We start from the raw sequence: 14453 nt of genomic DNA, 5'->3' as shown, positions 1-14453 counted from the left end.
TATCTTCCGCAACGCTTGCGCCTTTATTCTATGGCGTGAATAATTTCGGTAATGACCGTTTTATTACGCCAGGTGGCACCGGGTCAGTTAAACAATCAAAGAGGAACAGTTTGAACATAGATACGCGTGAAATTAGCCTTGAGCCAGCAGACAACGCTCGCCTGCTGAGCCTGTGCGGGCCGTTTGATGACAACATCAAACAACTGGAGCGACGTCTGGGTATCGAAATCAATCGTCGCGATAATCATTTCAAACTCACCGGACGCCCTCTCTGCGTCAACGCCGCTGCGGATATTCTGCGTAGCCTGTATGTGGATACCGCCCCAATGCGCGGTGAAATACAGGATATCGAGCCAGAACAGATCCACCTCGCGATCAAAGAGGCGCGCGTGCTTGAGCAAAGCGCAGAAAGCGTGCCGGACTATGGCAAGGCCATCAATATTAAGACCAAACGTGGCGTCATTAAGCCGCGTACGCCAAACCAGGCGCAGTACATCGCCAACATTCTCGACCATGACATCACCTTCGGTGTGGGCCCGGCGGGTACGGGTAAAACCTATCTGGCCGTTGCCGCGGCGGTTGATGCGCTCGAACGCCAGGAGATTCGTCGCATCCTGCTGACCCGTCCGGCGGTGGAAGCGGGTGAAAAACTGGGCTTCCTGCCAGGCGATCTGAGCCAGAAGGTTGACCCTTACCTTCGTCCGTTATACGACGCACTGTTCGAGATGCTCGGCTTTGAGAAAGTGGAGAAGCTGATTGAGCGTAACGTGATTGAAGTTGCCCCGCTCGCCTATATGCGCGGCCGTACGCTGAATGATGCATTCATTATTCTCGATGAAAGCCAGAACACCACCATCGAACAGATGAAAATGTTCCTGACACGTATCGGCTTTAACTCAAAAGCGGTCATTACCGGTGACGTCACGCAGATTGACCTGCCGCGCAGCACCAAATCGGGTCTGCGCCATGCCATTGAAGTGCTGGCCGACGTCGACGAAATCAGCTTTAACTTCTTCCACAGCGAAGACGTGGTCCGTCACCCGGTTGTGGCGCGCATCGTTAACGCTTATGAAGCATGGGAAGAAGCAGATCAGAAGCGTAAGGCCGAACTGGCCGCAGAACGTAAGCGCGAAGCGCAGGAGCAAGAACAAAAATGAGTCAGGTGATCCTCGATTTACAACTGGCATGTGACGATAATTCCGGCTTGCCAGAAGAGGCGCAGTTTCAGACATGGCTGGATGCGGTTATCCCCCCGTTTCAGGAAGAATCAGAAGTCACGATTCGTCTGGTGGATGAAGCCGAAAGCCATGAGCTTAACCTGACCTACCGCGGGAAAGATAAGCCGACCAACGTGCTCTCTTTCCCCTTCGAAGCCCCACCGGGAATTGAGATGCCGCTGCTGGGCGATCTGATCATCTGCCGCCAGGTCGTGGAACAGGAAGCTAAAGAGCAGCAAAAACCGCTGGAAGCCCACTGGGCGCATATGGTGGTACACGGTAGCCTGCATCTGCTCGGCTACGACCATATTGAAGATGACGAAGCGGAAGAGATGGAGTCCCTCGAGACAGAGATAATGCTTGCTCTGGGCTATGAGGATCCGTACATTGCCGAGAAAGAATAGTCAGTCGACCGACTGACTAACATGCCGCCGCGTAGGGAAATAGCGCGGCGGTAAACGTTGAACTAACAAGAGAACCCTTAACAAACGCCATGAGCGACGACAATTCACACAGTAGCGACACGACAAACACCAAAAAGGGATTTTTCTCCCTCATTCTGAACCAGCTTTTCCACGGCGAACCTAAAAACCGTGACGAACTGCTGGAGCTGATTCGTGATTCCGGGCAAAACGACCTTATCGATGAAGATACGCGCGAAATGCTCGAAGGGGTAATGGACATCGCCGACCAGCGCGTTCGCGACATCATGATCCCCCGCTCGCAGATGATCACCCTGAAACGTAACCAGACTCTGGACGAGTGCCTCGATGTGATCATCGAATCCGCACACTCGCGTTTCCCGGTCATCAGCGAAGACAAAGATCACATTGAAGGGATTTTGATGGCGAAAGATCTGCTGCCGTTTATGCGCAGCGATGCCGAAGCCTTCAGCATGGAAAAAGTGTTACGCCAGGCCGTGGTTGTGCCGGAAAGTAAACGTGTGGATCGGATGCTGAAAGAGTTTCGCTCTCAGCGCTACCACATGGCGATTGTTATTGATGAATTTGGTGGCGTTTCCGGTCTCGTCACGATCGAAGATATCCTTGAGCTGATCGTGGGCGAAATCGAAGATGAGTATGACGAAGAAGAGGATATCGACTTCCGTCAGCTTAGCCGCCACACCTGGACCGTTCGCGCGCTGGCCTCGATTGAGGACTTTAACGACGCCTTTAGTACCCATTTCAGCGATGAAGAGGTCGATACTATTGGCGGGCTGGTGATGCAGGCCTTTGGCCACCTTCCGGCACGCGGCGAGACCGTTGACATCGACGGTTACCAGTTCAAAGTGGCAATGGCCGACAGCCGACGTATTATACAGGTTCATGTCAGAACGCCGGACGACTCACCGGTGCCAAAACTGGAAGATTAATGTAAATGGCATTTGCCCCATTACTTGAACGCCAGCACGTACGTTTGCTGCTGGCGCTGTTACTCGGAGCCAGCGGAACGCTGGCTTTTTCTCCTTACGATATCTGGCCTGCAGCCATTCTCTCCCTGATGGGCCTTCAGGGTTTAACCCTGAATCGTCGTCCCGTCCAGGCGGCAGCGATTGGCTACTTCTGGGGACTGGGGCTGTTTGGCTCCGGCATCAACTGGGTCTATGTCAGCATCGCCCAGTTTGGCGGTATGCCAGGCCCCGTTAACGTCTTCCTCGTGGTGCTGCTGGCCGCTTATCTCTCGCTCTATACCGGCCTGTTCGCGGGTATCCTTTCTCGCCTGTGGCCAAAAACCACCTGGCTGCGCGTTGCCATTGCTGCGCCGGTTGTCTGGCAAATTACCGAGTTCCTTCGCGGCTGGGTACTGACTGGCTTCCCGTGGCTGCAGTTCGGTTACAGTCAGATTGATGGCCCGCTAAAGGGGCTTGCTCCGGTAATGGGCGTTGAAGCGATTAACTTCCTGTTGATGGTGGTGAGCGGACTGCTGGTCCTGGTGCTGTTCACACGTAGCTGGAAGACGCTGGTCGTGGCGCTGGTGTTGTTTGCCCTGCCTTTCCCACTGCGTTATATCCAGTGGTACAGCCTGGTGCCAGAGCGCACCACACAGGTTTCAATGGTGCAGGGGAATATCCCTCAGTCAATGAAATGGGACGAGAAAGAGCTGCTGAACACGCTGAAGATCTACGCTAACGCCACCGAGGCGGTCATGGGTAAATCGCAGCTGATCATCTGGCCAGAGTCGGCGATTCCGGATCTGGAAATTAACCAGCAGCCGTTCCTGAACATGATGAACGCTCTACTGCTGGCTCGCGGCAGTACGCTGGTTACCGGGATTGTCGATGCGCGTCTGAATCAGCAGAACCGCTATGACACCTACAACACCATCATTACGCTGGGTAAAGACAGCGAATACAGCTACAACTCCACTGACCGGTATAACAAGAATCACCTGGTACCGTTTGGCGAATTTGTACCGCTGGAGTCCATTCTGCGCCCGTTAGCACCGTTCTTTGACCTGCCGATGTCCTCATTCAGCCGTGGCCCGTACGTTCAGCCCCAGCTGCATGCGCACGGTTTTGCCCTGACGGCGGCCATCTGCTACGAAATTATCCTCGGCGAGCAGGTGCGCGATAACTTCCGTCCGGACACTGACTTCCTGCTGACTATCTCCAACGATGCCTGGTTTGGTAAGTCGATTGGCCCGTGGCAGCATTTCCAGATGGCGCGGATGCGCTCCCTGGAGCTGGCGCGCCCGCTGCTGCGTAGCACCAACAATGGCATTACCGCCGTGATTGGCCCGCAGGGCGAAATCCAGGCCATGATCCCGCAGTTCACCCGTGAAGTGCTGACGACCAACGTCACGCCTGCGACGGGCCTGACGCCTTATGCCCGCACCGGCAACTGGCCGCTGTGGATCCTGACCGCGCTGTTCGGATTTGGCGCGGTGCTGATGAGCTTGCGTCAGCGTCGTCGATAATTTCCCCTCCCTTCCCCTCTCCCGTTGGGAGAGGGCATTTCTGGCACGTCTCTTGCTTTATTTCCCCACGTAAACGCAGTTTGGCTTAACGTGCAACTTCGTCGCACCAGCGTAGATCACCGGTAGCACCGAAACGGTGCAACGAGAGATATTTGCCTCTGATTGGTGCGGCGCGCTTCGCAAAAATAAACAATAACGCAGCAAAATCTTTACATTAAGCCAGACTAAATGTTAACAAGCTTGCATAACACTGCACTCGCATAGCGCGAGATATAACAACATCACAATGGGTATCAATGCGTCACTGGCGCTGATAAGAAAGGAGTTGGGTATGCAATTACGTAAACTGGCCACAGCAATGCTGGTTATGGGGATGTCGGCAAGCGTTGTTCACGCTGAAGATGCTCCGGCTGCCGGAAGCACTCTCGACAAGATTGCCAAAAACGGCGTGATCGTGGTCGGCCACCGTGAATCTTCTGTCCCGTTCTCTTACTACGACAACACGCAAAAAGTCGTGGGCTATTCACAGGATTACTCCAACGCTATCGTTGAAGCTGTGAAGAAAAAGCTGAACAAACCTGACCTGCAGGTGAAGCTGATTCCAATCACTTCACAAAACCGTATTCCACTGCTGCAAAACGGCACGTTCGATTTTGAGTGCGGTTCCACCACCAACAACCTTGAGCGTCAGAAACAGGCTGCCTTCTCTGACACCATCTTCGTCGTGGGCACCCGCCTGCTGACCAAGAAAGGCGGCGAGATCAAAGACTTTGCGGACCTGAAAGGCAAAGCCGTTGTTGTTACCTCCGGTACCACTTCCGAAGTGCTGCTGCACAAGCTGAACGACGAGAAGAAAATGGATATGCGCATCATCAGCGCGAAAGATCATGGCGACTCTTTCCGTACCCTGGAAAGTGGCCGTGCTGTGGCGTTTATGATGGATGATGCCCTGCTGGCAGGCGAACGTGCAAAAGCGAAGAAACCAGACAACTGGGATATCGTCGGCACGGCGCAATCTAAAGAAGCGTACGGCTGTATGCTGCGTAAAGACGATCCGCAGTTCAAGAAGCTGATCGATGACACCATCGCTCAGGTTCAGACCTCCGGTGAAGCGGAAAAATGGTTCGATAAATGGTTCAAGAACCCGATTCCACCCAAAAATCTTAACATGAACTTCGAACTGTCTGACGACATGAAAGCGCTGTTCAAATCACCAAACGACAAGGCTCTTAACTAATTAGAACAACAGGGGCGGGATCTCCTGCCCTCTCGATTGTCGGGAAGCATGGACAGACTATACGTTGAGTGGTCGTTCCCCACTCAGCGCGAAAAATGAGCTTCTCACCAATCTTCGAGGGTAGCGCTGCTACCCTTTTTTTTCTGGAGTTTATTATGTCAATAGACTGGAACTGGGGCATATTCCTGCAACAAGCCCCGTTCGGCAACACCACCTATCTTGGCTGGCTGTGGAGCGGTTTTCAGGTTACCGTCGCCTTATCGATCACGGCGTGGATTATCGCGTTTCTTGTCGGTTCACTGTTCGGTATTTTGCGCACCGTGCCTAACCGTTTTCTCTCATCTCTCGGCACCCTGTATGTGGAACTGTTCCGTAACGTTCCGCTGATTGTGCAATTTTTCACCTGGTATCTGGTCGTCCCGGAACTGCTGCCGGAAAATATTGGCATGTGGTTTAAGTCGGAACTGGATCCGAACGTGCAGTTCTTTGTCTCCTCCATGCTCTGTCTGGGGCTCTTCACCGCCGCGCGCGTTTGCGAGCAGGTGCGTGCCGCCATTCAGTCACTGCCGCGCGGACAAAAAAATGCTGGCCTGGCGATGGGCCTGACGCTGCCACAAACTTACCGCTACGTACTGCTGCCTAACGCTTACCGCGTCATTGTTCCACCGATGACGTCTGAGATGATGAACCTGGTGAAAAACTCGGCCATCGCCTCGACCATCGGTCTGGTGGATATGGCCGCACAGGCGGGCAAGCTGCTGGATTATTCCGCTCACGCGTGGGAATCCTTCACGGCGATCACACTCGCCTATGTTCTGATTAACACTTTCATCATGCTGGTGATGAACCTGGTTGAACGCAAAATCCGCCTGCCGGGCAATCTGGGGGGCAAATAATGTACGAATTTGACTGGAGTTCTATCGTTCCATCCATGCCTTACCTGCTGGATGGCCTGCTGATCACCTTAAAAATCACCGTGATTGCTATTGTGGTGGGTATCGTCTGGGGCACCCTGCTGGCGGTCATGCGCCTGTCGGCCTTTAAACCGTTCGCCTGGTTTGCCACGGCCTACGTTAACGTTTTCCGCTCCATCCCCCTGGTGATGGTACTGCTGTGGTTTTACCTGATTGTTCCCGGCTTTCTGCAAAACGTGCTGGGGCTGTCGCCGAAAACCGATATCCGCCTGATCTCCGCGATGGTCGCGTTCTCAATGTTTGAGGCTGCTTACTATTCAGAGATTATCCGAGCGGGTATTCAGAGTATTTCCCGTGGGCAGTCCAGCGCCGCGCTGGCGCTGGGGATGACGCACTGGCAATCCATGCAGCTCATTATTCTGCCGCAGGCGTTTCGCGCCATGGTTCCCCTCCTGCTGACCCAGGGCATCGTACTGTTCCAGGATACCTCTCTGGTCTACGTATTGAGCCTGGCAGACTTCTTCCGTACCGCGTCTACCATCGGTGAACGTGACGGTACGCAGGTCGAAATGGTGCTCTTCGCGGGTGGCGTCTATTTTGTGATTAGTTTAAGCGCGTCGCTGTTGGTCAGCTGGCTGAAGAAAAGGACTGTATAATGATTTCCCTGAAAAATGTTTCTAAATGGTATGGGCACTTTCAGGTGCTGACCGACTGCTCAACCGAAGTGAAAAAAGGTGACGTGGTGGTGGTATGTGGGCCATCCGGCTCCGGTAAATCCACGCTGATCAAAACCGTTAACGGCCTGGAGCCGGTGCAGCAAGGTGAGATCCTCGTCAATGGCACCAAAGTCAATGACAGGAAAACCAACCTTGCTCAGCTGCGTTCCCACGTCGGCATGGTGTTCCAGCACTTTGAGCTGTTTCCGCACCTCTCCATTATCGAGAACCTGACGCTGGCGCAGGTAAAAGTGCTGAAACGCGATAAAAAGCTCGCGCGCGATAAAGGTCTGAAGCTGCTGGAACGCGTGGGGCTCTCAGCGCATGCTGATAAATTCCCGGCGCAGCTCTCTGGCGGTCAGCAGCAGCGTGTGGCTATTGCCCGGGCCCTGTGTATGGATCCGGTCGCCATGCTGTTTGATGAACCGACTTCCGCTCTCGATCCCGAGATGATCAACGAAGTGCTGGACGTAATGGTTGAGCTGGCGCACGAAGGGATGACGATGATGGTGGTGACCCACGAAATGGGCTTTGCCCGCAAAGTGGCGAACCGCGTGATCTTCATGGACGAAGGGAAGATTGTTGAAGACTCGCCGAAAGAAGAGTTCTTCGCCAATCCAAAATCCGAGCGAGCAAAAGACTTCCTCGCCAAAATCCTGCACTAATCTCCCCGGTGCGCAATCTGCGGATTGCGCACTGCTTCACGCTTTAGCTCTCTTCTTCTCGTCGGCGTCACATTGCAGCGTTAACCTTGTCACAAAATAATGCTACGTATGGAGCACGCTATGGCACAACCTATCCTTCTCGATTGCGACCCGGGTCATGATGACGCGATCGCCCTCGTCCTTGCACTTGCCTCCCCTGAACTGGACATCAAAGCCGTTACGTCCTCTGCCGGAAACCAGACCCCGGAGAAAACGCTGCGTAATGTCCTGCGTATGCTGACGTTGCTCAAACGCACCGATATACCGGTCGCCGGTGGTGCCGTCAAACCGCTCATGCGCGATCTGATCATTGCCGACAACGTGCACGGTGAAAGTGGGCTGGATGGCCCGGCACTGCCCGAACCGGGGTTTGAAGCGCAACCCTGCACCGCCGTAGAGTTGATGGCAAAAGTACTGCGTGAAAGCGCGGAACCGGTCACGCTGGTGGCCACCGGCCCGCAAACCAACGTTGCGCTGCTGCTGAACAGCCATCCGGAATTGCACAGTAAAATCGCCCGAATCGTGATCATGGGCGGCGCAATGGGACTCGGGAACTGGACGCCAGCGGCGGAGTTCAACATTTTTGTCGATCCGGAAGCCGCAGAGATTGTCTTCCAGTCTGGCCTGCCGATTGTCATGGCCGGCCTGGACGTCACCCATCGCGCACAAATAATGGCGCACGACATTGCGCGCTTTCGTGCCATTGGCAACCCGGTGGCGACAACCGTCGCAGAATTGCTGGACTTCTTTATGGCGTATCACAAAGCCGAGAAATGGGGTTTTCACGGCGCGCCGCTGCACGATCCGTGCACCATTGCCTGGCTGCTCAAACCGGAGATGTTTACCACGGTAGAACGGTGGGTGGGCGTGGAAACCCAAGGGAAATACACTCAGGGTATGACGGTGGTGGACTACTATTCACTGACGGGCAATCAACCCAACACCACGCTGATGGTGGATATCGACCGGGAAGCGTTCGTGGATTTGCTGGCGGAAAGACTCAGCTATTACAGCCAGGCCCGGTAAGCGAAGGCCACCGGGCATGGTAGACTGCTCTGCGGCCTGAAGCCCTCCCCCTGGCCTGCAGGGAGAGGGCGGCTTTTACTTAGGGCTCAAACGGCCGACGCTGGAACTGATCGTGTCCACACTTTGGACACAGCGGCAACACATCCGGCGTATAGACTGCAATGTGGTGATGGCATTTCTCGCACACCAGATTCCCCAGTCCGACCACTTCTCCGCTGTGATAGACCCCGTGGTGGTTGAGGTCCTGAAAGACTTCACGCCACTCCAGCTGCGTTTTATCGGTGATATCCGCCAGCTCCTGCCACAGGCTTTCTTTAATTACCCGCATAAAAACGCTGTCGGTAACCTCGTTCTGACTCTCTTCGTAGCTTCGCGCAAACTCTTCCAGGTCGCGGCGTACGGCGCGCGTCACCTCTTCCACTTCGGTTCGCGTTAACTCACCCGTTTGCGTCACGCGGGCCCGCGCCTGTTCCACCAGCGCATCGATATCACGCTCGCCGTTACGCAGCCGTTCCGTCAGTGTTGTCACCAGTTCTCGGTAAAATTGAGCAACCTTGTTCATCATTTTGCCTCCCGGGTAAGTAACTGACTCTAATAATAGACCTTATTTCGCCACCGCTTTGCCAGGTGAACCACAGACCCGACAAATTCCTCACGCGCGCATTTGTGCGAAAGGCTGTTTTGGCGCGGGCGTTTGGGCTATGCTATGCGGATCTGAATTACCACATCCATTGGCTACATTTGTAGCTGTATTGAAAACAGGACCACTGGCTGCCATGCAAGAGCAATACCGCCCGGAAGAGATAGAATCAAAAGTCCAGCAACACTGGGACGAGAAGCGCACCTTTGAAGTAACCGAAGACGAGAGCAAAGAGAAGTATTACTGCCTGTCGATGCTTCCCTATCCTTCTGGTCGACTACACATGGGCCACGTGCGTAACTACACCATTGGTGATGTGATTGCCCGCTACCAGCGTATGCTCGGCAAAAACGTCCTGCAGCCAATCGGCTGGGATGCGTTTGGTCTGCCTGCAGAAGGCGCGGCGGTCAAAAACAACACGGCACCTGCCCCGTGGACGTACGACAACATCGCGTACATGAAAAACCAGCTCAAAATGCTGGGCTTTGGCTATGACTGGAGCCGCGAGCTGGCGACCTGCACCCCGGAATACTACCGCTGGGAGCAGAAATTCTTCACCGAGCTGTACAAAAAAGGCCTGGTGTACAAGAAGACCTCTGCCGTTAACTGGTGCCCGAACGACCAGACCGTACTGGCGAACGAGCAGGTTATCGACGGCTGCTGCTGGCGTTGTGATACCAAAGTTGAGCGTAAAGAGATCCCGCAGTGGTTTATCAAAATCACCGCCTACGCTGACGAGCTGCTAAACGATCTGGATAATCTGGAGCACTGGCCTGATACCGTCAAGACCATGCAGCGTAACTGGATCGGCCGTTCAGAAGGCGTGGAGATCACCTTCAACGTTGAGAACGACGATCGGACCCTGACCGTCTACACTACCCGTCCGGACACCTTCATGGGTGCGACCTATCTGGCCGTGGCCGCTGGTCACCCGCTGGCGCAGAAAGCCGCGGAAAACAACCCGGAACTGGCGGCCTTCATCGACGAGTGCCGCAACACCAAAGTGGCCGAAGCCGACATGGCGACGATGGAGAAGAAAGGCGTTGATACCGGCTTTAAGGCTATCCATCCCCTGACGGGCGAAGCAATCCCTGTCTGGGCAGCCAACTTCGTGCTGATGGAGTACGGTACGGGTGCCGTCATGGCCGTTCCAGGCCACGATCAGCGTGACTACGAATTTGCCACCAAATATGGCCTGACCATCAAGCCTGTCATCCTCGCGGCTGACGGTTCTGAGCCAGACCTCTCCGCACAAGCCCTGACCGAAAAAGGCACCCTGTTCAACTCGGGTGAATTCAGCGGTCTGAGCTTTGAAGATGGCTTCAACGCGATTGCCGACAAGTTAGCGTCGCTGGGCGTCGGTGAGCGTAAAGTCAACTACCGCCTGCGCGACTGGGGTGTCTCTCGCCAGCGCTACTGGGGAGCACCTATCCCAATGGTGACGCTGGAAGATGGTACCGTGATGCCAACGCCAGAAGATCAACTCCCGGTGATCCTGCCGGAAGATGTGATCATGGACGGTATCACCAGCCCAATCAAAGCCGATCCTGAGTGGGCAAAAACGACCGTTAACGGCCAGCCAGCGCTGCGTGAAACTGACACCTTTGATACCTTTATGGAATCGTCATGGTACTACGCGCGTTACACCTGTCCGCAGTATCAGGAAGGCATGCTGGATTCCGATGCAGCAAACTACTGGCTGCCTGTGGACATCTACATCGGTGGTATTGAACACGCCATCATGCACCTGCTCTACTTCCGCTTCTTCCACAAGCTGATGCGTGACGCAGGCATGGTCAACTCTGACGAACCAGCAAAACAGCTGCTGTGTCAGGGAATGGTGCTGGCCGATGCCTTCTACTACGTCGGGGCGAACGGCGAGCGTAACTGGGTGTCTCCGGTTGACGCGATCGTTGAGCGCGACGAGAAAGGCCGTATCGTGAAGGCGAAAGACGCCGAAGGTCATGAACTGGTTTATACCGGCATGAGCAAGATGTCGAAGTCTAAAAACAACGGCATCGACCCTCAGGTGATGGTTGAGCGTTACGGCGCAGATACCGTGCGTCTGTTTATGATGTTTGCCTCTCCGGCTGACATGACCCTGGAATGGCAGGAATCGGGCGTTGAAGGGGCTAACCGCTTCCTGAAGCGTGTCTGGAAACTGGTTTACGAGCACACCTCTCAGGGTGATGCTCCGGCAGTGAACGTCGCGGCACTGACTGAAGATCAGCAGGCGCTGCGTCGTGATGTTCATAAAACGATTGCAAAAGTGACCGATGATATTGGTCGTCGTCAGACCTTCAATACCGCAATTGCGGCTATTATGGAACTGATGAACAAGCTGGCAAAAGCCCCGCAGGACGGCGAGCAGGATCGTGCCTTAATGCGTGAAGCGCTGCTGGCCGTCGTTCGCATGTTGAACCCGTTCACCCCGCACGTCAGCTTCACCCTCTGGCAGGAGCTGAAAGGCGAAGGCGATATCGACAACGCACCGTGGCCAGTGGCTGACGAATCCGCGATGGTGGAAAACACCACGCTGGTTGTGGTCCAGGTTAACGGCAAAGTTCGCGGTAAAATTACCGTGGCGGTCGATGCTACCGAAGAACAGGTTCGCGAACGCGCAGGCCAGGAACATCTGGTTGCGAAATATCTTGAGGGCGTTACCGTACGTAAAGTGATCTACGTACCGGGTAAATTGCTGAATCTGGTCGTTGGCTAAGCGCGGGAGGAAACGTGCGACAACTGGCAACAATACTCTTATCTCTGGCGGTGCTTGTCACCGCTGGTTGTGGCTGGCATCTGCGCAATACCACGGCAGTGCCTGCTGAAATGAAAACGATGATTTTCGACTCATCAGATCCGAATGGTCCACTCAGCCGGGCAATTCGAAACCAGCTGCGGCTTAACGATGTTGAGTTGATTGAGAAAGGGACGTTACGTCAGGATGTTCCATCCCTGCGCGTTCTGGGCTCAACCTTAGCCAAAGACACGGCGTCCATTTTCCAGGACGGCCGTACCGCGGAGTATCAGATGGTCCTGTCGGTTAATGCCGCCGTTCTGATCCCGGGTAAAGACATCTACCCAATCAGCACGAAAGTGTACCGTTCGTTCTTCGATAACCCGCAGACGGCTCTGGCAAAAGACGCCGAGCAGCAGATTATCATTAACGAAATGTACGATAAGGCCGCAGAGCAGCTGATCCGTAAGCTGCCGGGCGTTGCCGCGTCAACGAAACAGGGTTCTGACATCATCGAAAAACCGGATGCCACCACGCCTCCTGTTTCTGCCTCCATGGGTAACTGATGATCAGGCTGTATCCTGAACAACTCCGCGCGCAGCTCAATGAAGGGCTGCGCGCGGCGTATCTGCTTCTCGGAAACGATCCGTTATTACTTCAGGAAAGCCTGGATGCCGTCCGACAGGCGGCGGCCGCGCAGGGCTTTGATGAACACCACACCGTCCAGCTGGATAACAACACCGACTGGAATGCCCTCTTCTCGCTTTGCCAGGCGATGAGCCTCTTTGCATCGCGCCAGACCATCCAGATCCTGCTGCCGGAGAATGGCCCTAACGCGGCCATCAATAAACAGCTGGCAACGCTGGTCAGCCTGCTGCACAGCGATCTACTGTTTATTGTGCGTGGCAACAAGCTCACCAAAGCGCAGGAAAACGCGGCCTGGTTTACCCAGCTCGCGGCCAATGCGGTTATGGTGACCTGTCAGACGCCTGAGCAAGCCCATCTGCCAAAATGGGTCGCGACAAGAGCGAAGCAAAACAATCTTCAGCTGGACGACGCCGCAAACCAGCTCCTCTGTTACTGCTATGAAGGCAACCTGCTGGCACTGGCTCAGGCGCTGGACAGGCTCTCCCTGCTCTGGCCAGACGGTAAGCTGACACTGCCACGCGTGGAGCAGGCCGTTAACGATGCCGCGCACTTTACGCCCTTCCACTGGGTGGATGCACTGCTGGCAGCGAAAAGCAAACGCGCCCTGCATATATTGCAACAGCTGCGTCTGGAAGGTAGCGAACCGGTTATTTTGCTGCGCACCCTTCAGCGTGAATTATTACTGCTGATTACGCTCAAGCGTCAGTCTGCACATATGCCATTACGTTCGCTGTTTGATAAACATCGGGTGTGGCAAAACCGTCGGGCGATGACCACCGAGGCCATCAACCGCCTGAGTCATGAACAGCTGCGTCAGGCCGTGCAGCTTCTGATGCGCGCTGAGCTTACGTTGAAACAAGATTATGGTCAGTCGGTCTGGGCGGAGCTGGAAAGTCTCTCTCTGCTGCTCTGCCATAAGGCGCTGGCAGACGTATTTATCGATGGATAGTATGCATTCTTTACAGGCCCTGTACGGTGGCACCTTCGACCCGGTCCATTACGGACATCTGAAGCCGGTTGAAATTCTGGCGAATCTGATCGGCCTTCAGCGCGTAATCATCATGCCCAATAATGTGCCGCCACACCGTCCGCAACCTGAGGCGAGCAGCGAGCAGAGAAAAGAGATGCTCGCTCTGGCCATCGCGGATAAACCGCTTTTTAGCCTTGATGAGCGAGAACTGCGCCGCGACACACCGTCCTGGACGTCGCAAACGCTGCAGGAGTGGCGAGCCGAGCAAGGGCCGGACACGCCGCTGGCCTTTATTATTGGTCAGGACTCCCTGCTCAATTTTCCCACCTGGCACCAGTATGAAACGATTCTGGAAAACAGCCACCTGCTTGTCTGTCGCCGTCCGGGCTATCCGCTGACCATGCGAGAAGAGCAGTACCAGCAGTGGCTTGAGGCGCATCTCACAGACAATATTGAAGACTTGCACAACCAGCCTGCCGGGAAGATTTATCTGGCAGAGACGCCGTGGTTCGATATTTCTGCGACCCTCATTCGCGAGCGTCTGCAGCAGGGATTAGCCTGTGACGATCTGCTGCCATCAGCTGTGCTGGACTACATTCACGCGCATGGGTTGTATCAGAAAAGCGCAGACGCATAGCGGGGGCGCATGAAAAAGCGGCGTAATGATTATCCTGCCTTGACAGGGTAAGCCATACTGTTATCCTCCGCTGCCAGACTTTCCCGCCGAT

At 54.8% G+C, this 14453-nt stretch carries 14 protein-coding genes; 13 read left to right on the top strand and 1 reads right to left on the bottom strand.

All coding sequences use genetic code 11. The features are described from left to right. Positions 1 to 110: 110 nt before the first annotated feature. From HV340_RS06050 to rihA, 9 genes are all read left to right on the top strand, one after another. Positions 111 to 1157, top strand: a complete 1047-nt coding sequence (locus HV340_RS06050) for a PhoH family protein (protein ID WP_020884987.1) — start codon at positions 111 to 113, stop codon at positions 1155 to 1157. Further along, complete coding sequence (gene ybeY, locus HV340_RS06045; protein WP_040016936.1) at positions 1154 to 1621, top strand: rRNA maturation RNase YbeY; 468 nt, start codon at positions 1154 to 1156, stop codon at positions 1619 to 1621. Before HV340_RS06050 ends, ybeY begins: the two co-directional genes overlap by 4 nt. Positions 1622 to 1710: 89 nt before the next feature. Next, positions 1711 to 2589: a CNNM family magnesium/cobalt transport protein CorC gene (corC, locus tag HV340_RS06040; protein ID WP_014169132.1), complete on the top strand. Its 879-nt coding sequence runs from the start codon at positions 1711 to 1713 to the stop codon at positions 2587 to 2589. 5 nt (positions 2590 to 2594) lie between these two features. Further along, positions 2595 to 4133 (top strand): apolipoprotein N-acyltransferase, encoded by a 1539-nt coding sequence (gene lnt / locus HV340_RS06035; protein ID WP_181216377.1) that lies wholly within the window; start codon positions 2595 to 2597, stop codon positions 4131 to 4133. A 331-nt stretch (positions 4134 to 4464) separates the two neighbouring features. Next, on the top strand, positions 4465 to 5370 hold the full coding sequence (locus HV340_RS06030; RefSeq protein ID WP_020884991.1) for an amino acid ABC transporter substrate-binding protein: 906 nt from the start codon (positions 4465 to 4467) through the stop codon (positions 5368 to 5370). 155 nt (positions 5371 to 5525) lie between these two features. Beyond that, positions 5526 to 6266, top strand: coding sequence for an amino acid ABC transporter permease (locus tag HV340_RS06025; protein WP_020884992.1), 741 nt, complete (start codon positions 5526 to 5528; stop codon positions 6264 to 6266). Then, on the top strand, positions 6266 to 6940 hold the full coding sequence (gene gltK / locus HV340_RS06020; RefSeq protein ID WP_014169128.1) for a glutamate/aspartate ABC transporter permease GltK: 675 nt from the start codon (positions 6266 to 6268) through the stop codon (positions 6938 to 6940). The genes HV340_RS06025 and gltK overlap by 1 nt, the downstream gene beginning before the upstream one ends. Next, on the top strand, positions 6940 to 7665 hold the full coding sequence (locus tag HV340_RS06015) for an amino acid ABC transporter ATP-binding protein (RefSeq protein ID WP_014169127.1): 726 nt from the start codon (positions 6940 to 6942) through the stop codon (positions 7663 to 7665). Before gltK ends, HV340_RS06015 begins: the two co-directional genes overlap by 1 nt. A 120-nt stretch (positions 7666 to 7785) precedes the next feature. Then, positions 7786 to 8730: a pyrimidine-specific ribonucleoside hydrolase RihA gene (rihA, locus tag HV340_RS06010; protein ID WP_032681425.1), complete on the top strand. Its 945-nt coding sequence runs from the start codon at positions 7786 to 7788 to the stop codon at positions 8728 to 8730. A gap of 79 nt (positions 8731 to 8809) precedes the next feature. On the opposite strand, the gene HV340_RS06005 is transcribed toward rihA, so the two are convergent. Continuing rightward, complete coding sequence (locus HV340_RS06005) at positions 8810 to 9292, bottom strand: zinc ribbon-containing protein (RefSeq protein WP_025204671.1); 483 nt, start codon at positions 9290 to 9292, stop codon at positions 8810 to 8812. 214 nt (positions 9293 to 9506) lie between these two features. On the opposite strand from HV340_RS06005, the gene leuS reads away from it, so the two are divergent. From leuS to nadD, 4 genes are read left to right on the top strand one after another with little or no spacing between them, the layout of a single operon-like run. Then, positions 9507 to 12089 (top strand): leucine--tRNA ligase, encoded by a 2583-nt coding sequence (gene leuS, locus HV340_RS06000; RefSeq protein ID WP_047743927.1) that lies wholly within the window; start codon positions 9507 to 9509, stop codon positions 12087 to 12089. A 14-nt stretch (positions 12090 to 12103) separates the two neighbouring features. Beyond that, on the top strand, positions 12104 to 12673 hold the full coding sequence (gene lptE, locus HV340_RS05995; RefSeq protein WP_020884995.1) for an LPS assembly lipoprotein LptE: 570 nt from the start codon (positions 12104 to 12106) through the stop codon (positions 12671 to 12673). Beyond that, a complete protein-coding gene (holA, locus tag HV340_RS05990; protein ID WP_181216376.1) occupies positions 12673 to 13704 on the top strand; it encodes a DNA polymerase III subunit delta in 1032 nt (343 codons plus the stop codon). Before lptE ends, holA begins: the two co-directional genes overlap by 1 nt. Beyond that, positions 13697 to 14362, top strand: a complete 666-nt coding sequence (nadD, locus tag HV340_RS05985; RefSeq protein WP_014169121.1) for a nicotinate-nucleotide adenylyltransferase — start codon at positions 13697 to 13699, stop codon at positions 14360 to 14362. The genes holA and nadD overlap by 8 nt, the downstream gene beginning before the upstream one ends. Positions 14363 to 14453 lie beyond the last annotated feature (91 nt).

The sequence above is a fragment of the Enterobacter sp. RHBSTW-00975 genome, assembly GCF_013615235.1.
GTDB lineage: Bacteria > Pseudomonadota > Gammaproteobacteria > Enterobacterales > Enterobacteriaceae > Enterobacter > Enterobacter ludwigii.
Note: the sequence above shows the minus strand (reverse complement) of the source record. Positions and strands in the feature narration are given on the sequence as shown.

Coding starts and splice junctions, on each gene's coding strand:
- ybeY (WP_040016936.1), top strand. CDS start 1,154: ATGAGTCAGGTGATCCTCGATTTACAACTGGCATGTGACGATAATTCC.
- corC (WP_014169132.1), top strand. CDS start 1,711: ATGAGCGACGACAATTCACACAGTAGCGACACGACAAACACCAAAAAG.
- lnt (WP_181216377.1), top strand. CDS start 2,595: ATGGCATTTGCCCCATTACTTGAACGCCAGCACGTACGTTTGCTGCTG.
- HV340_RS06030 (WP_020884991.1), top strand. CDS start 4,465: ATGCAATTACGTAAACTGGCCACAGCAATGCTGGTTATGGGGATGTCG.
- HV340_RS06025 (WP_020884992.1), top strand. CDS start 5,526: ATGTCAATAGACTGGAACTGGGGCATATTCCTGCAACAAGCCCCGTTC.
- gltK (WP_014169128.1), top strand. CDS start 6,266: ATGTACGAATTTGACTGGAGTTCTATCGTTCCATCCATGCCTTACCTG.
- HV340_RS06015 (WP_014169127.1), top strand. CDS start 6,940: ATGATTTCCCTGAAAAATGTTTCTAAATGGTATGGGCACTTTCAGGTG.
- rihA (WP_032681425.1), top strand. CDS start 7,786: ATGGCACAACCTATCCTTCTCGATTGCGACCCGGGTCATGATGACGCG.
- HV340_RS06005 (WP_025204671.1), bottom strand. CDS start 9,292: ATGAACAAGGTTGCTCAATTTTACCGAGAACTGGTGACAACACTGACG.
- leuS (WP_047743927.1), top strand. CDS start 9,507: ATGCAAGAGCAATACCGCCCGGAAGAGATAGAATCAAAAGTCCAGCAA.
- holA (WP_181216376.1), top strand. CDS start 12,673: ATGATCAGGCTGTATCCTGAACAACTCCGCGCGCAGCTCAATGAAGGG.
- nadD (WP_014169121.1), top strand. CDS start 13,697: ATGGATAGTATGCATTCTTTACAGGCCCTGTACGGTGGCACCTTCGAC.